This is a genomic window from Nitratireductor sp. PBL-C9 (genome assembly GCF_050877045.1).
GTDB classification, from domain to species: Bacteria; Pseudomonadota; Alphaproteobacteria; order Rhizobiales; family Rhizobiaceae; genus Nitratireductor; species Nitratireductor aquimarinus.
In genome coordinates this window covers 177,589-192,745 of the sequence record NZ_JBPAXW010000004.1, presented here as the reverse complement: position 1 = coordinate 192,745, position 15,157 = coordinate 177,589, and the positions used below count along the sequence as shown (strand labels likewise).

19 protein-coding genes are annotated in these 15,157 nt (G+C 61.8%); 9 read left to right on the top strand and 10 right to left on the bottom strand.

The window, feature by feature from the left end; genetic code table 11:
- Position 1: 1 nt before the first annotated feature.
- The 8 genes from ACRTG1_RS10855 to ACRTG1_RS10820 all read right to left on the bottom strand — a co-directional run bounded on the left by ACRTG1_RS10855 (position 2) and on the right by ACRTG1_RS10820 (position 7,404).
- Positions 2-2,056, bottom strand: a complete 2,055-nt coding sequence (locus ACRTG1_RS10855; RefSeq protein ID WP_432516262.1) for an ASKHA domain-containing protein — start codon at positions 2,054-2,056, stop codon at positions 2-4.
- Positions 2,057-2,128: 72 nt separating this feature from the next.
- Positions 2,129-3,082 carry a methyltetrahydrofolate cobalamin methyltransferase gene (locus ACRTG1_RS10850; RefSeq protein ID WP_432516261.1) on the bottom strand — a complete coding sequence of 318 codons (954 nt, stop codon included), beginning with the start codon at positions 3,080-3,082 and terminating at the stop codon, positions 2,129-2,131.
- 53 nt (positions 3,083-3,135) lie between these two features.
- On the bottom strand, positions 3,136-4,254 hold the full coding sequence (locus ACRTG1_RS10845; protein WP_206548833.1) for a methylenetetrahydrofolate reductase: 1,119 nt from the start codon (positions 4,252-4,254) through the stop codon (positions 3,136-3,138).
- Positions 4,251-4,850: a methylenetetrahydrofolate reductase C-terminal domain-containing protein gene (locus ACRTG1_RS10840; RefSeq protein ID WP_206543825.1), complete on the bottom strand. Its 600-nt coding sequence runs from the start codon at positions 4,848-4,850 to the stop codon at positions 4,251-4,253. The genes ACRTG1_RS10845 and ACRTG1_RS10840 overlap by 4 nt, the downstream gene beginning before the upstream one ends.
- Positions 4,837-5,139, bottom strand: a complete 303-nt coding sequence (locus ACRTG1_RS10835) for a virulence factor (protein ID WP_432516260.1) — start codon at positions 5,137-5,139, stop codon at positions 4,837-4,839. The genes ACRTG1_RS10840 and ACRTG1_RS10835 overlap by 14 nt, the downstream gene beginning before the upstream one ends.
- 156 nt (positions 5,140-5,295) lie before the next feature.
- On the bottom strand, positions 5,296-5,913 hold the full coding sequence (locus ACRTG1_RS10830) for an exopolysaccharide biosynthesis protein (protein ID WP_224873593.1): 618 nt from the start codon (positions 5,911-5,913) through the stop codon (positions 5,296-5,298).
- A 142-nt stretch (positions 5,914-6,055) separates the two neighbouring features.
- A complete protein-coding gene (locus tag ACRTG1_RS10825; RefSeq protein WP_206994234.1) occupies positions 6,056-6,685 on the bottom strand; it encodes a DUF4893 domain-containing protein in 630 nt (209 codons plus the stop codon).
- Positions 6,686-6,753: 68 nt separating this feature from the next.
- Entirely contained in the window at positions 6,754-7,404 is a 651-nt protein-coding gene (locus ACRTG1_RS10820; RefSeq protein ID WP_317087838.1) for a DUF1638 domain-containing protein, read from the bottom strand.
- A gap of 49 nt (positions 7,405-7,453) precedes the next feature.
- Between ACRTG1_RS10820 and ACRTG1_RS10815 the strand changes: the two genes are divergently transcribed.
- A complete protein-coding gene (locus tag ACRTG1_RS10815) occupies positions 7,454-7,612 on the top strand; it encodes an entericidin A/B family lipoprotein (protein WP_113155552.1) in 159 nt (52 codons plus the stop codon).
- 31 nt (positions 7,613-7,643) lie between these two features.
- On the opposite strand, the gene ACRTG1_RS10810 is transcribed toward ACRTG1_RS10815, so the two are convergent.
- Positions 7,644-8,342 carry a corrinoid protein gene (locus ACRTG1_RS10810; RefSeq protein WP_113155551.1) on the bottom strand — a complete coding sequence of 233 codons (699 nt, stop codon included), beginning with the start codon at positions 8,340-8,342 and terminating at the stop codon, positions 7,644-7,646.
- A 335-nt stretch (positions 8,343-8,677) separates the two neighbouring features.
- Between ACRTG1_RS10810 and ACRTG1_RS10805 the strand changes: the two genes are divergently transcribed.
- From ACRTG1_RS10805 to ACRTG1_RS10775, 7 genes are all read left to right on the top strand, one after another.
- Positions 8,678-9,151 carry a hypothetical protein gene (locus tag ACRTG1_RS10805; protein ID WP_224873591.1) on the top strand — a complete coding sequence of 158 codons (474 nt, stop codon included), beginning with the start codon at positions 8,678-8,680 and terminating at the stop codon, positions 9,149-9,151.
- Between the two features lie 9 nt (positions 9,152-9,160).
- Entirely contained in the window at positions 9,161-9,547 is a 387-nt protein-coding gene (locus ACRTG1_RS10800; protein WP_206543821.1) for a hypothetical protein, read from the top strand.
- On the top strand, positions 9,514-9,966 hold the full coding sequence (locus tag ACRTG1_RS10795) for a hypothetical protein (protein ID WP_222474228.1): 453 nt from the start codon (positions 9,514-9,516) through the stop codon (positions 9,964-9,966). Before ACRTG1_RS10800 ends, ACRTG1_RS10795 begins: the two co-directional genes overlap by 34 nt.
- Positions 9,967-10,071: 105 nt before the next feature.
- Complete coding sequence (locus ACRTG1_RS10790) at positions 10,072-10,527, top strand: hypothetical protein (RefSeq protein WP_297560081.1); 456 nt, start codon at positions 10,072-10,074, stop codon at positions 10,525-10,527.
- Between the two features lie 8 nt (positions 10,528-10,535).
- Positions 10,536-10,922 carry a hypothetical protein gene (locus tag ACRTG1_RS10785; protein WP_206543820.1) on the top strand — a complete coding sequence of 129 codons (387 nt, stop codon included), beginning with the start codon at positions 10,536-10,538 and terminating at the stop codon, positions 10,920-10,922.
- Positions 10,923-10,939: 17 nt separating this feature from the next.
- Complete coding sequence (locus ACRTG1_RS10780; protein WP_432516259.1) at positions 10,940-11,365, top strand: hypothetical protein; 426 nt, start codon at positions 10,940-10,942, stop codon at positions 11,363-11,365.
- Between the two features lie 155 nt (positions 11,366-11,520).
- Positions 11,521-13,095 carry a trimethylamine methyltransferase family protein gene (locus ACRTG1_RS10775; RefSeq protein WP_299935130.1) on the top strand — a complete coding sequence of 525 codons (1,575 nt, stop codon included), beginning with the start codon at positions 11,521-11,523 and terminating at the stop codon, positions 13,093-13,095.
- Between the two features lie 19 nt (positions 13,096-13,114).
- Here the strand turns inward: ACRTG1_RS10775 and ACRTG1_RS10770 are convergent, their stop codons facing one another.
- Entirely contained in the window at positions 13,115-13,894 is a 780-nt protein-coding gene (locus ACRTG1_RS10770; RefSeq protein ID WP_297559825.1) for an META domain-containing protein, read from the bottom strand.
- A gap of 210 nt (positions 13,895-14,104) precedes the next feature.
- On the opposite strand from ACRTG1_RS10770, the gene ACRTG1_RS10765 reads away from it, so the two are divergent.
- Positions 14,105-15,154, top strand: a complete 1,050-nt coding sequence (locus ACRTG1_RS10765) for an aldo/keto reductase (RefSeq protein ID WP_113155546.1) — start codon at positions 14,105-14,107, stop codon at positions 15,152-15,154.
- The last annotated feature ends 3 nt before the right edge of the window (positions 15,155-15,157 follow it).

Here is a 15,157-nt window from a genome sequence, read left to right as displayed (position 1 = left end):
CTCAGTCGCGCCGCCGCCGCGCCGCGCGTTCTTCGCGTGAGCGTCTGCGCGGGCGCGCTTCGCCATCGCCGTTTTGCGCATCCGCCAGCTGTCGTGGCGGCAGGGAAACCCGTTCGGCCAGCCTGGGAAAGGCGTCGATCTTGTTGGGCAGCGCCATGGCGTGCACGAAATGCTCCTGGAATTTCGGCTCCAGCGCCGTCTCGATCTTTTCGATGCGCTTCACCGTCTCCTCGATTTCGCGCCGGTGGTCGCGGTTCAAAAGCGCCATGCGCGCGCCGGTGCCCGCAGCATTGCCCACCGCCGAAACCCGGTCGGGATCGCAATCGGGAATGAGCCCTAGCACCATGGCGTAAAGCGGATCGATGAAGGAGCCGAATGCGCCGGCGAAACGGATCGTGTCCACCGTCGCCACTGCCTGCTTTTCCATCAAAAGCCTGATGCCTGCATAGAGTGCGGCCTTGGCGAGCTGGATCGCCCGCACATCGTTCTGGGTCACGGTCAGGCGCGGGCCGCTCTCCTTCAGGACGTAGGAGAAGGTGCGCCCTTCGGCAACGATGCGCGGGTTCGTCTCTGCCAGTGCGCCGTTCACTACGCCATCCTCCGAGATGATGCCGCTCAGATACATCTCCGCGATCACCTCGATGATGCCCGAGCCGCAAATGCCGGTTACGCCGGTTTCGCCCAGCGCTTCGGCAAAGCCGGGCTCGTCCGACCAGAGATCGCAGCCGATCACGCGATAGCGCGGAGCGAGTGTTTCGCGGTCGATGCGCACCCGCTCGATGGCGCCGGGGGCGGCGCGCTGGCCGGCGGAAATCTCGGCGCCCTCGAAGGCAGGGCCTGTCGGCGAGGAGGCAGCCACCACGCGCGCCCGGTTGCCAAGCACGATCTCCGCATTGGTGCCCACATCGACAATCAGCATCATCTCGTCCTGCCGGTGCGGACCTTCTGCCAGCGTCACGGCAGAAGCGTCCGCGCCCACATGGCCGGCGATGCAGGGCAGGAGATAGGTTCGCGCACCGGGGTTGAGCTTCAGCCTGAGATCGTCGGCCTTGAGCTTCACCGCGCCCGACACGGCCAGCGCGAAGGGCGCGCCGCCCAGCTCCGTCGGGTCGATCCCCAGAAACAGGTGGTGCATAATGGGGTTGGCGACGAACACCGCATCGAGAATGTCATGCCGTTCGATGCCGCCATCGTCCGCCACTTTCTGCACCAGTTTCGAGATTTCCTGCCGCACGGCGCGCGTCATGGCCTCGCGCCCGTCCGGGTTCATCATCACATAGGAAACCCGGCTCATCAGGTCTTCGCCAAACCGGATCTGCGGGTTTGACGCGCCGGCAGACGCCACCACGCGGCCCGAAAGAAGCGAGACGAGATGCATGGCGATGGTCGTGGAGCCGATGTCGCAGGCAAGCCCATAGGCTTCGTTCTTCAGTCCCGGCCACAGCGCCACCAGCCTTGCAATGTCGTCTTCGGTATCCTGATGCACGGCTGCGGTGACCGCCCACTGGCCGGCGCGCAGTATGCCCTGAACCTGCGCCAGCAGGTGTGCATCCACTTCCATGCGCCCAAAGCCCCAGTCCTTCTGGAGCGCCGCCTTCAGCCGGTCGAGATCGCCGAGGGGCCTGTGCATGTCGGGTTCTTCCACCTCGACATAGCAAAGGTGCATTGCCGGGCGGCGCTCGATGACGCGGGTGTCGGCGTCCTTGCGCACCACCTGCGCGTTGATGACGGCATCCTGCGGCACGTCGATGACGAGATCGCCTTCGACTGTTGCCGAACAGGAGAGGCGGCGTCCCGCCAGCATGGCGCGTTTCTCCGCATAGCGCGCCTCGCGCGGGCCAACCTTCGAGATGTGCTCCTCGGAGGAGGTGATCCTGTGCTTTGCGAATTGGCCTTCCTGAACCTCGATCTGGCATCGCCCGCATGTGGCGCGGCCACCGCATACGCTCTCCACATAGACGCCAAGCTGTCGCGCCGCGTCCAGAATTGTCGTGCCTTTGGGAAAGCGCCCGCGCTTGCCCGACGGCATGAAGAGCACGAGCGGGTCGTCGCTCATGGCCATCCCCGCATGCCGGGAGCCTGTGTCATGTCCGATGCCCTTATGCATGTCGGTATGTCCAAGGTTATCTTACTCCCGCGCGCGGCGCGCATCGCGTCCGCCGCGCCGCCGCCCGCTGCCGGAGGCAGGTGCTGCAGCGGGGGCCGCTGCTCCAGCCGCAGCTGGCTGATGGTCGCGATAGGTCATGATCCAGCGGGAGCAGTTGGGGTCCGTGCCGTTCAGCACATTGGCCGCGCGCACCATCTCCATTTCCTGCGGGCGGCAAGGGTTCATGATGGCGCTCGTCATGCCGGCCCCGATCACCATCGGAATGAAACCGGCATTGATGCCGTGCCTGTGCGGCAGTCCGAACGAGATGTTGGAAAGCCCGCAGGTGGTGTTCACCTTCAATTCCTCGCGCAGCCGCCTGAGCAGCCGGAACACCTGCTGGCCGGCCGTGCCCATGGCGCCGATCGGCATCACCAGCGGATCGACAACGATGTCATGCGCGGGAATGCCGAAATCGGCGGCGCGCTGGACGATCTTCTTCGCCACTTCGAAGCGCACATCGGGATCTTCCGAAATGCCGGTTTCGTCATTGGAAATGGCGACCACCGGCACATCGTATTTCTTGATCAGCGGCAGGATGGCTTCCAGCTTCTCTTCTTCGCCCGTCACCGAATTCACCAGCGGACGCCCCCTGGCAGCCTTGAGCCCGGCCTCGATGGCGGCGGAAACGGAAGAGTCGATGGAGAGCGGCACGTCCACCAGCTCCTGCACGATCTCCAGCGTCTGCACCAGAAGGCCGGGTTCGGTGGCGTTGGGATCGACCGCCGTCACACCGGCATTCACGTCCAGCATGGTTGCACCGGCCGCAACTTGCGCCAGCGCATCATTCTTCACCGTCCCGAAATTGCCTGCGACCATCTCTGCGGCGAGCTTCTTGCGCCCGGTCGGGTTGATGCGCTCGCCGATCACGCAAAAGGGCTGGTCGAAGCCGATCACGACTTCCTTTGTGGCAGAGGCGACGATGGTTCGGGTCATTCACTGTCCTCCTGGGAGACATGAAACGCGCTTCATGTCGCTGATCGATGATCTCAATTCGTATCGACACTCGTTTCGCTGGCGTCTTTCACCATCTCCACGGGCCGTTCGCTCGGGTTGTCATGCAGAATATGGTCGAGCCTTTCGGCGACCAGCGCATCGTCCAGACCGGGCTCGCGCTTCCATGGCCTGCGGCCCTTCAGAACGCCTGAATCGTGCACGATCTCGGCCACGAACTCCTCCTGCCGGTAGGCCATGACATGAACGCCGGAAACGCCTTCGATCTCCTTCACCTCATTGATGATGTCGATGCACAGGCGCTTGCCTTCCTCTTTCTGGTTTTCGGCCCCTTCAAGCCGTGCGATCACGGCGTCGGGAATGTGCACGCCCGGCACATTGGTGCGGATCCAGCGCGCCGTCTTTGCCGATGCGAGCGGGCCGACACCCACAAGGATGAAGCATTTTTCATCAAGCCCCATGTCGCGCACGCGCTTCATGTATTCCCTCAGCATCGGCACATCGTAGCAATACTGGCTCTGCACAAACTGTGCGCCGGCGGCGATCTTCTTGGCGAGCCGCTGCGGGCGAAAGTCACAGGGCGGGGCGAACGGATTGATCGCCGCGCCGAGAAACACCGCCGGCGGCGTGGTGAGCCTGCGGCCCGACAGGAATTTCTCCTCGTCGCGCATGGTCCGAACGGTTTCCAGAAGCGACATGCAGTCGAGGTCGAACACGGGTTTTGCGCCCGGCTGATCGCCCGCCTGCACGCCATCGCCCGTCAGGCACATGATGTTGCTCACGCCCATGGCGGCGGCCCCCAGCACATCGCCTTGAATGGCGATGCGGTTCCGGTCGCGGCAGGCGATCTGCATGATGGTGGCGTAGCCCATGCGCGTCAGCAGCGCGCAGATGCCCATGGACGACATGTGGCAGTTCGCGCCCGAAGCATCCACCGCGTTGATGCCGTCCACCCAGCCGTCGAAGATCGCCGCCCGCTCGTAGACATCCTGCGCATTGGCGCTGTCGGGCGGGTTCAGCTCCGCTGTCACTGCAAACTCGCCGCGCCGCAGAACGCGTTCCAGCCGCCCACGCGAGGCGTGGCCGGGCAGGGGCTCCAGCGGCAGGTCGACGCCTTCGGGGTTCTCATCGATCTGCGGCGGGCGCGGGCTCATGCGGCACTGCTCCCGGCTGCATTTTCGCGTTCCTGTGCGGCCCGCGCCGTCACCCGCAGCCAGGCCGAGCTTTCCCGCAGTGACTGATCCACAGGCTTCTGCACGTCGAGGATCGCATCGCCGCCCCGCATTGCCTGTGCGCCTTCCCACGCCTTCACCCACACGCAGGGCATGTCCGGCTCCACCTCGCAGTGCCCATTGGCCCGCACGCCCCCGCAGGGGCCGTTGCGCAACTGTTTCGGGCAGTTCATCGGGCACGACATGCCGGTGGAGGAGAGGATGCACTGGCCGCACATGCGGCAGTCGAACATCAGGCCCTTCACCTGCCGTTCAACAAATTTCACCGGCTTTTCAGCCCGTGCATAGCCGACGGCGTTCCAGAACGGATGCAGCGCCAGAAACAGGCTGGAGAAGCGCGCATAGACCCATTCGAGAAACCGCGCATGCCGAACCGACCAGCGCCGCATCGTGTAGCGTCGTTGCACACGCCGCAGCGGCGACACGTCAGCCGGCCGGTAGGCAAGCCGCTCGCGGGTTTTCTTCACCAGCGTCGCCTGGGTTACCGTGGTCGTTTTTGTGCTGTCATTTCCCGTCATGACCGCCTGCCTTGACGAGCGCCACGAGGCGCGCCCTGTCATAATCACGCTCAATGGTTTCGAGTGCTCTGTCGGCTTCCGCCTCCAGATCGTCGCTGACGGAAACCGGATCGCCGCGCCGCCACTCGGCCAGATAGGCGTCGCTGTCGCGCGCGCCCACCCGCATGGCGCACATGTCTATCGCCTCGGTAAAACGCATCGGCAGTTCGCGCCTGGCGTTCTGCCGTCCTTTCCGGACGATCACCTGCGCGGGGATATCACGCCAGTATACCACGATCAGATTGGCCATAAGCGCTTGTTCCTTCCTCCGTTTTCAGCATTGCCGAATGCATTGCGCGCCCGCTTGCTGGCGGGCGACGCGCGCGCATTCAAATGCGACGTGGAAGAAGGTGGAACGGCAATAGTCCGGATCGTCCCTTGTGCGTCCTGTGGGACGCAGGGCGATCTAGTGCATCACGGCGCCGGCCATCATGCTGGCGCCGACCACGACGCCGGCAATCACCAGAAGCGAAAGCACGCCGCATGTGATGGCGATGCTGAGAAGGATGCCGTCACGCTCCGAAAGCGCGAGGCCCACCAGTACGCAGGAAAAGGCCGGGAACCAGTTGCCGAGCGGGATCGGCAGCGTCACCGCAATCGAGAGAACCAGCGCAATGAGGCCGATGACCCGGTCTGCATGGTCCCGCGCAAACGGCCAGTAACGCGGCTTGATCAGCCGTTCGACGAGGATCAGCCGGGGAATGAAGCGCTCGCTCATATGGCGAAACTTGTCGGCCCCGATGGATTTGTTGAGCAGGAAGTTGGGCAGCCAGACGGTACGGTTGCCCATCACCATCTGGATCGCAATCAGCACCAGCGGCGGTCCCAGGATCACCGTGCTGCCGGGCGGGAAGGGCAGGAGATTGAGGCAGGCGAAGAACACGAAAAGCGTCGCAAAGCTGCGATCGCCGAGCGCCTGGCGGATTTCGCCGATGGAAACCTTGTCTTCTGCACGTTTTGCCAGGTCGCGGAAAATGCGCGACAGCCGGCGCGGCGGCAGCTCAGCGGGCGGTGCGCCCAACACCGTGTCCAAGTCCGTTCCCTCAGCTTTCATCGTACTCGTCTTGCCCGCCCTGCGAATCCCAAAGGGGACGTCAAACAGTCTTGTTCGAATGCCGTTAAGCCTTCATGACAATGGCTGCAAGCTTCCGCCCCCATCCGATATGTTATTGCGCCCGTCGAATTTCCATGATGTCGAGGATGGATTCTCGCTCCGGCGCTGGAAATTCAATGCGCCATTGCGCTTCGCCGTCGCGGAAAACATAGCCCACCTGATCGGTGTCGCGCCCTGCGCCATAGGCGGGCGGTTGGTCGCCGCTCACCGAAAAGACGCCGAGATAGATCATGCGCGAATCGCCATCGTCGAAAAAATGGCCGTCTGTCAGCTGCGATCCGGTCAGCTTTTCAAAGAACCAGCCCGATCCGTCATCGCTGACCTCGCACCCGAACCAGCCATAGACGATGAGTGGCGCAAGCCCCCCGGTCTTGATGGTGCGGCATTGCCACGCGCCGGAGAGGTCGAGCCCCTGAAAGGAGCGCTTCTGCCGCCCGTCTATCTCGTCGAGTAGCGCGATGTCTTCTGCCGCGCCGCCGGCTCTGGCCTGTTTGAAAGCCTCGCCGCGCATCCGCTCATAGGCATCAAGCCGCGCCGCATCGCGATAGGTGATCTTCTGTACGACCGTGTCTTTCTCAAAACCGGCCCGCTCCATGTCGAGTTTTTCCTGAACCAGCGACTGGGCATTGGCCGCGCCGGCCATGAGGCCGAGCGCCAGTGAAATGGTGATGAGACGGTGCATGAGTTTCTCCGGAACGCAGGTCAGCAAAGCACCGCCAATGTAACCATTTCATGGCGGTTTCCGAAGCGTCAGTGCTTTTGCAGCGCCCCCGCAAGGGCTGCCGGCAGGTCGCCATACCCGGTTTGCCGCTTTTCATAGGCGAGGCCAAGCAGGAGCGCCGCCTTCTGCGCCACGGCCTCAAGCGCAGGATCTTCCGTTTGCGCCAGATAGACAAGCTTTTGATAATTGCCGAAAAAGTCCTGAATGAGCTCCGGGTGCCGGTCGAGCCCCATCGGCTTCATGAAAAACGCGTCGAACTGGCGGCAGAGAAAATCCGTCATGTAGAAGGAGAGCATGTCCGCCTCGGCAACGGCTTCGAAGCGGGAAAGCCCCTGGTAGAAGGCGAAGCAGTGCGGGCCTTCTATGCGCTCCACCCCATGCTTTTCGCAAACCCGGTCGAGCCCGCCGCCCGTGCCGCAATCGGCATAGCCCGCGAAAATGTGGCGATAGCCCTGCGCACGCGCCTCCCGGATGGCTTTGTCCATGGCAGGCGCGATGCGCTCGGGGCGGTAGTGAAATTCCGCCGGCAGGCAGGTGAGTTCCAGATGGTCGAAGCCGTAGCGGTCGCGCACCGCAAGGATTTCGCGCGCAATCATCCCGCAAGCGATGACGAGGACGCGCTCCGGGACGGGAACTTTCGCGGGGCTGAGAACTTTTTCCGGTTTTGCGCGTTCATTCATCGTGGCGGCCCAGTCTGTTCGGGCGGTCTATCCGTGAGGGAGATAAACCATGAAACTTTCCACTCTTTCCCGTCTGGCGATCCTCGTTCTGGTCGCAGGCTCTGCAGCCGGCTGCGCCAACACGATCCGCGGCGTCGGTCAGGATACGGCGAATGCGGTCGATGCGACCCAGAATGCCGGTCGCAATGTCGTGCGCGCCGCCAACTGACATTTCGGGCACCGCCCGGCCTTGAAGAAGGTCAGGCGCCGGCCGTCAGATTGTGCTTGCGCCTGATCAGTTCCTTGGCGGTTTCCACCGTCACCGCCGCATCGCGGCAATAGGCGTCCGCGCCCACGGCCTGGCCAAATTCCTCGTTGAGCGGCGCTCCGCCCACCAGAACGATGTAATTGTCGCGGATGCCCTTTTCCTTCATCGTGTCGATCACGACCTTCATATAGGGCATGGTCGTCGTCAGCAGCGCCGACATGCCGACAATGTCGGGCTGGTGCTCTTCGATTGCCGCCAGATAGTTCTCGACCGGGTTGTTGATGCCGATGTCGATCACGTCGAAGCCCGCGCCCTCCATCATCATGCTGACGAGGTTCTTGCCGATGTCGTGAATGTCGCCCTTCACGGTGCCGATCACCATCTTGCCCTGTTTGGGTGCGCCGGTTTCGGCCAGAAGGGGCCTCAGGATCGCCATGCCAGCTTTCATGGCGTTGGCTGACAAAAGCACTTCGGGAACGAACAGAATGCCGTCGCGGAAATCCTCGCCGACGATCCGCATGCCTTCGACCAGCGCCTCGGTCAGAACCTCATAGGGCTTCCAGCCCCGGTCCAGAAGAATGCGCGTGCCTTCCTCGATCTCCTCCCTGAGCCCGTCATAGAGGTCGTCATGCATCTGCTGCACGAGTTCGTCGTCCGCAAGCTCGGACAGGATGATCTCGTCGTCGGACATTCTCTGGCTCCCGCTGCTCACATTGCGCGGGCAGGGCTTCCCGTTCCGCGCTCCGGATTGCTCGCAAACATGCGTCTCAAAGGAGAATAGGGCGCGATCTGCCGGTTCCCATGGCTGATTTGCGACCTGCAGCGCAGGGAAAGCGACGGGGGAGGGGCGGCTGGTATCTTTCCCCCGCTTCGGATGGCGCGCGTTCGCGGGTTCGGAAAGCGATAAAACTGTTAACCATGATCAGGAATAAATGCAACTTTAGATTACATTCTTCTTCTCTAAAATGCTTCCCATGGTAGTGTTTCTTCAAGGGGCGGCCCACGCGTATCAAGTAGGAGTCGCATATGCGTATGTCCCTTGTGGCGGGTGCCGTTCTCACGGTGCTTGCTTCACCATCCATCGCCTTTGCCGCCAGTGGCGTTATCCCGTTCCGTGGAGAGGTCAATTCCACCTGTGTCATTACGGTGGATTCTCCGGGAACCCTGGGTATCAGCGGTGATTTTACCGTCTTGAGTTCCGATTTGAGCGGCGGCATAGCCGGTCGCGCATCCGTTCTGGCGACGGGCGCGGGATACTCCTTGTCGACCACGGCGCCGACCGCATTTTCCTCGGCGCCGCCGACCGGCAATGCTCATGTAACTTTTGCATCCAAGTATACGACGACGGGCGCGACCAGCGTGACGGATATTCCTGGTCCAACTTTGACCCCACTTTCAACGGGCCTCACGATGGCTAGCGTCGACCTCACGGCGACGAAGTCCACGGGGATCTTTGCCGTCGGCACCTACATCGCCGACGTCACGATCACCTGCGAGTAGGAGGCAGCCATGATGGCGAAGTTTGTCGCGGCGATCGTCGTTCTGGCGACGGTCACGCCTGCCGCAGCACAATCCATGACACCGATGCGCGGGGAGATCAGAAGCTTCTCCGACAGCTTCGCCGTGCGGGTTCGCCCGCACAATCCGTACCGCCATCGCATTGAGGTGGCGGTGCGGGTCTATGACGAGGATTTCCGACCGATTGCGGCGAAGGTCGTACCCTCGAAAATGATGCTGGGGAGCGATGTGTCGCGTCCTGTTCTGGTCTCCGTCGATTTCGGCGAGAGCAGAACCAGACGCGTGCGGATTTGCACGGAGAGCATTCCCTTTCCCGATCAGAAAACGAGGATTAGAGCCCAGATATGTGGACGCTTCATCGCTTACCGCGCCAATTGAGCGTGGCCCTGTGTTTCCTGCTGGCTGGTGCGGCCGCCAGCCATGCAGAGGATCAGTACATCATCAATCAGAACCAGACAGGCGTGACCCTGCCGGGTGTCACAATGCCGAACGGGTTTGACGAAGTGCGTGCCGCAGACGGCACCACCTGTCGCGCTTCCATGTCCGGTTCCGGCGCGTATCTCGACTCCGGCGTCATTGGCGGGGCCAACGACAACGTGTCGGCCTATGGCCGTCTCGTTGTGCCCTTGGGAGAACGACCAACGCGCCTTAACTGCGACCGGCTTTATCAGCTGGAGATCGAGCGGCTGGAGCTTGAGGTTCAGCTCATGCGGCAGGGACTGGACCCGCGCATGAGTTCCCGTTCATCGGGCAGTTGGGCGAGCGACGCCTCCTGGACCAACAAGGGCAGGCGCTGAAAAGCGCCTGCCTACTTTAAAGCAGATATGCAATGTTCCTTTATTTCATTTGACGATCCCTATGGTTTGAGGAATTTTATATTTATTTTTCAAATGGGGTTTAAAGTGAAATATTTATTTTCTTTATTATTATTATCCTATTCAACTTCTGCCTCTGCATTGGAGGCCAACATTCCGTTCAATGCAGTGATCGATGATACATGCAGCGTGGAGTTTCAGACCCCAGGCAAACTGGCGCGCGATGGCTTCTATGCGCTCGATTCTGCAGCGTCTGGCGGTCGCGCCGGTGTTGCCGCCATTTACACCACCTCGTCTGGTTTCAAGGTCAATCTGCGCAACCCGAAGAACTTCACCACCGCGCCCGCTGGTGATGCGTCTGCGACATTCACTTCCAGCTACAAAACCAGCGGTGGAACAACGACTTCCAGTGTTTCAGGGGCGACGAAGACCCCGCTGGAAATGGGCGTGACAAATGTCGTTGTAAACCTGCGCGCCGTCTCTCAGAAGTCGATCTTTCACAAGGGAAAATACGAAACCTTTGTCACGGTCGTTTGCGAGTAGGCACGGCCATGCTCCGGTTTGTCATGATGTTCGGTGCCGCTCTCGCCGCATCGACGCCACCTGCGTTTTCGCAGTCCATGTCTCCCATGCGCGGTGTGGTCCGTAGCTATACGGACAGCTTTGCCGTCCGCGTTTATCCGCAAAACCCTTACAGCCACCGGATCGACGTCGCCGTGCGCGTTTACGATGCCGAATTCCGGCCCGTGAAAGCACGCGTGACGCCTCAGACTTTTACGCTCGGAGCAAAACAGTCGCGTCCGGTTGTTGTTGTGGTCAATTTCGAAGGCGAGCGCGAACGTCGCGTGCGGATATGCACGGAAAGCATCCCGTTTCCCGAAGCTCATCTTGGTATGAAGGCACAGATATGCGGAAAGTTCATTGCACACCGGCTGTGATCGGTTTGGCCGTCTGCATGGTCTCTCTTGCGGGTGGGGCCAGAGCGGGCGATCAGGTCTATGCCGTCAGGCAGAACCACAGTGGTTTCGCCCTGCCGGGGGTCGTCTCACCCAATGGATATGACGAAGTTCGCGCGGCCGACGGCACGACGTGTCACTCATCGATATCCAGTGGCGGAAGCTATTTCGATACGGGCGTCATCAGCGATTCCCTGAACTCGCCCGACAAATCGCTGTCGGCTTATGGCCGGTTGGTCATTCCCCTGGGCGAACGGCCGAAGCGACTCAATTGCGACCGGCTCTATCAACTCGAACTGCGGCGGTTGCAGCTTGAGGTCAAGCTTCTGGAACAGGGGCTTGATCCGCGGATGATCGGTCACCAGCCCGCAGACCGGGCAGACTGGTCGGAAAGCGGGGGCTGGACCGATGCCGGGCAAAGATGATGCGCCCTGACTTCCACAAGCCATGCCCTGCGACCGGCAGACCAGTTGCGACACCGCGTGCCGCTTGCGGAATGGAAGTCCATGCTGCAAACGCTAGGCTTGTATTAGCACGATTGCTTGAGGACCCCTGACAGGGAGCTTGTGGGATGACGGTGATGGCTGGAGACGACGAAGCACAGGATCGGCCACGTCGTGGACGGGCAGGGCGTGGCGAGCGCGGTGGTGCGGCGGCCCGCAGGGCGGCGAGAGCCGGTGCAGGGCCCGGGCCGCAGCTGACCTATATTCGCCGCACGCTCAGGCCCTTCGAGGTTCTGGACGAAGAAGCGCTGGCCTTGATCGAGGCCAATGCCGATACGGTTCTCGAAGAGATTGGCATCGAGTTTCGCGACGATCCCGAGGCGCTCTCCATGTGGAAGGAGGCAGGTGCGGATGTGCAGGGCGACCGGGTGCATTTCCCAAAAGGGCTCTGCCGCGCGCTCCTGAAAACCGCGCCTTCCACCTTCACCCAGCATGCACGCAATCCCGAGCGCTCGGTCGAGATTGGCGGCAACACCACCGTATTCGCGCCGGTCTATGGCCCGCCCTTCGTGCGCGATCTCGATGGCGCGCGCCGTTATGCGACGATCGAGGATTTCCGCAATTTCGTGAAGCTCGCCTATATGGCGCCGTCCATTCACCATTCGGGCGGCACTGTCTGCGAGCCGGTCGATGTGCCGGTCAACAAGCGGCATCTCGACATGGTGTTTGCGCATATGCGCTACTCCGACAAGCCCTTTATGGGCTCGGTAACAGCGCCGGATCGCGCCGAGGACACGGTGTCGATGGCCCGCATCCTGTTCGGCGAGAAGTTCGTCGATGAGAATGCGGTGGTGATCAACCTGATCAACGCCAATTCGCCCATGGTGTTTGACGAGACCATGCTGGGCGCGGCCAAGGTTTATGCGCGGGCCAATCAGGCCTGCATCGTCACGCCCTTCATTCTGGCCGGCGCCATGAGCCCGGTAACCGTGATCGGCACGCTGACGCAGGTTCTGGCCGAGGTCATGGCCGGCGCAGCCTTCACGCAGCTGGTGCGCCCCGGCGCACCGGTTCTGTTCGGCACCTTCGCCTCGTCCATTTCCATGCAGTCGGGCGCGCCGACCTTTGGCACGCCGGAGCCCTCGCTGGTCTCCTACGGCGCAGCACAGCTCGCCCGCCGGCTGGGATTGCCGTTCCGCACCGGCGGTTCGCTGACGGGATCCAAGATCCCCGACGCGCAGGCCGCCTATGAGAGCGCGAACACGCTGAACTCGACCGTTATGTCGGGCACCAATTTCGTGCTCCACGCTGCTGGCTGGCTGGAGGGCGGGCTGGTGTCGTCCTATGAGAAATTCATGATGGACATCGACCAGCTGGGCATGCAGCAGCGCTTTTGCGAACCGCTGGATGTTTCTGAAAACGGGCAGGCCATGGACGCCATTCGCGAAGTGGGGCCGGGCAGCCATTATCTTGGATGCGCCCATACCCAGGCCAATTTCCAGACCGCTTTCTACCGCTCTTCCATCGCCGACAACAATTCCTATGAACAGTGGGCGGCGGAAGGCGAGAGGGCGGCGCATCAGCGGGCGAACCAGCTCGCCCGCAGCTGGCTGGAAGCCTATGAAGCGCCCCCGCTCGATGCGGGCATCGAGGAGGGGCTTCTGGACTTCATCGCCCGGCGCAAGGAATCGATGCCCGACGCCTTCACCTGAGCGCACTGGGCATCGGAAATCAGCCGGCCGGGAAGGCCTTGAGCGTGCGCCCGTCGACAGTCTGGAGGACGAGTGCGCCCTCAGGCGTCATGGTGAAGAAGGTGACGTCTGCGAGAATCTCCAGGAATTTCTGTTCCTGATTCATCAGCGCTTCCGCGCAGGCCATGCGGGTCGACGCGGCCTGGCTGATGGTCAGCCTGCCATTGTCTTCTTCCCATCCGGCCGTGTAGCGATTGCACGAGGCGTTGCCGGCGACCCGGCCATCTTCGCCGAAGGTCACCGTGACATTTGAACTGTCGATGATGCCGCCGCCATCAATGTCTTCGACCACCCATTCGGTGCCCGTGATCTTGTCCATGCCGACAACGCCGAACGGGGCCGGGGCCTCGTAGGGCTTCATGATCAGCGTGCCCAGATCGATCTCGGTCTGGGCAATGTCGATGGTGACGGGCTCGGAGATCCAGCCGGGCTGGAGGCCATCAAGAATGCCGCCGCGCAGCTGATAGGTTCCGTCCTTGTCGAGCGTTTCCCGGTCGACCGAAAGCGCGAAGGGGATCGGCACCTGCCGACCTTCCGTTGCAATGCGCGTCTCCGCTGCGACCGACTGCGAAGCGTCTGCGTCAGCCTCGCGCAGCTCGACGATGGCGAGGGCGTCTTCCGGCAGCGCGATCCGCGCGAAATAGGTCAGCTCACCGGTGATTTTCAGCATGCTCTCCTCCTGTGCGAAGGACGGTGCGCTCCAGATCGTGGTGGACAGAAGAGCAAGGCCAAGAAGAACCGAACGGCGTTGAAAGGACATGGAAACCTCGAATTTGAACGTGTTGTCGACTCTATACTCTAGCCGACATTCCGGATGAGCAATTGTTTTGCACTGTATTGTGACGTGATTGCGTTGATAGCGGCGCGAATGCGTCCTGCTTTGCGCGCGGATGCTTGCGCGCCCACTGAACGGCCTTATGATGCCGGCATTGGCGCGTTCGCGCCAGATTTCAGCATCCGGAGACTTTTGATGGAAAAGCGCCGTCTTGGACGCAGCGACCTCCTTGTTTCGCAGATTTGCCTGGGCACGATGACCTTTGGCGAACAGAACACCGAGGCAGAAGGCCACGAACAGATGGACCGCGCCGTCGAGCGTGGTGTGAATTTCCTCGACATGGCGGAACTCTATCCCATCCCGCCCAAAGCCGAGACGCAGGGGCGCACCGAGCGCTATGTGGGCACATGGATGAAAGAGCGCGGCAACCGCGATCAGCTCATCATCGCCTCCAAGGTGATCGGCCGCACCGACAATGAATGGTTTCGCGGCGACCGTCCGTCGAAGCTCGTTCGCGCCGATATCATGGACGCCATCGACAAGTCGCTTGCGCGGCTTCAGACGGACTATATCGACCTCTATCAGATCCACTGGCCGGACCGGGAAAACCCTTTCGGTTCCAACCCCACACGGGTGACCGCGTTGAACGAGCCGTTGGCCGACGAGACGCCGATTGCAGAGACGCTGGCCGTGTTCGACGATCTGGTGAAGGCTGGCAAAATCCGCCATTTCGGTCTGTCGAACGAAAGCTCCTGGGGCGTGATGCGCTACGTCGCCGAAGCCGACAAGGGCGTTGGTCCGCGTGTGGTTTCGCTCCAGAACGCCTACAGCCTGGTCAACCGCACCTATGAGGTGAACCTTGCCGAAACCTGCCAGCGCGAAGAAGTGGGCCTGCTTGCCTATTCGCCGCTGGCGCAGGGCTATCTGACCGGGAAATACGACGATGGCGCGCTGCCGGAAGGGTCGCGCAAAGCGCTGTTTGACCGTCTCAAACGCTATGAGAAGCTTGGCGCACAGGATGCGGTCAAGGCTTACAACACCATGGCGCGCGCCTTCGGATTGACGCCGGCCGCTTTTGCGCATGCCTTCGTCAATTCGCGCCCCTTCATGACGTCGAACATCATCGGCGCGACCAAGATGGAGCAGCTCGAAGAGGCGCTTGATGCGCTCGATGTGCGCTGGACCGAGGAAATGCAGACTGCCGTTGATGATCTGCATCAGAAAATCGGCAATCCCAGCCCCTAGAGC

Bases quoted from the DNA above. Each gene is read 5' to 3' on its own strand.
- ACRTG1_RS10835 (WP_432516260.1), bottom strand. From the start codon at position 5,139: ATGGCCAATCTGATCGTGGTATACTGGCGTGATATCCCCGCGCAGGTG.
- ACRTG1_RS10825 (WP_206994234.1), bottom strand. From the start codon at position 6,685: ATGCACCGTCTCATCACCATTTCACTGGCGCTCGGCCTCATGGCCGGC.
- ACRTG1_RS10815 (WP_113155552.1), top strand. From the start codon at position 7,454: ATGAAACTTTCCACTCTTTCCCGTCTGGCGATCCTCGTTCTGGTCGCA.
- ACRTG1_RS10780 (WP_432516259.1), top strand. From the start codon at position 10,940: ATGGTCTCTCTTGCGGGTGGGGCCAGAGCGGGCGATCAGGTCTATGCC.
- ACRTG1_RS10855 (WP_432516262.1), bottom strand. From the start codon at position 2,056: ATGAGCGACGACCCGCTCGTGCTCTTCATGCCGTCGGGCAAGCGCGGG.
- ACRTG1_RS10820 (WP_317087838.1), bottom strand. From the start codon at position 7,404: ATGAATGAACGCGCAAAACCGGAAAAAGTTCTCAGCCCCGCGAAAGTT.
- ACRTG1_RS10845 (WP_206548833.1), bottom strand. From the start codon at position 4,254: ATGAGCCCGCGCCCGCCGCAGATCGATGAGAACCCCGAAGGCGTCGAC.
- ACRTG1_RS10795 (WP_222474228.1), top strand. From the start codon at position 9,514: ATGTGGACGCTTCATCGCTTACCGCGCCAATTGAGCGTGGCCCTGTGT.
- ACRTG1_RS10800 (WP_206543821.1), top strand. From the start codon at position 9,161: ATGATGGCGAAGTTTGTCGCGGCGATCGTCGTTCTGGCGACGGTCACG.
- ACRTG1_RS10805 (WP_224873591.1), top strand. From the start codon at position 8,678: ATGCGTATGTCCCTTGTGGCGGGTGCCGTTCTCACGGTGCTTGCTTCA.
- ACRTG1_RS10765 (WP_113155546.1), top strand. From the start codon at position 14,105: ATGGAAAAGCGCCGTCTTGGACGCAGCGACCTCCTTGTTTCGCAGATT.
- ACRTG1_RS10840 (WP_206543825.1), bottom strand. From the start codon at position 4,850: ATGACGGGAAATGACAGCACAAAAACGACCACGGTAACCCAGGCGACG.
- ACRTG1_RS10785 (WP_206543820.1), top strand. From the start codon at position 10,536: ATGCTCCGGTTTGTCATGATGTTCGGTGCCGCTCTCGCCGCATCGACG.
- ACRTG1_RS10850 (WP_432516261.1), bottom strand. From the start codon at position 3,082: ATGACCCGAACCATCGTCGCCTCTGCCACAAAGGAAGTCGTGATCGGC.
- ACRTG1_RS10770 (WP_297559825.1), bottom strand. From the start codon at position 13,894: ATGTCCTTTCAACGCCGTTCGGTTCTTCTTGGCCTTGCTCTTCTGTCC.
- ACRTG1_RS10810 (WP_113155551.1), bottom strand. From the start codon at position 8,342: ATGTCCGACGACGAGATCATCCTGTCCGAGCTTGCGGACGACGAACTC.
- ACRTG1_RS10775 (WP_299935130.1), top strand. From the start codon at position 11,521: ATGGCTGGAGACGACGAAGCACAGGATCGGCCACGTCGTGGACGGGCA.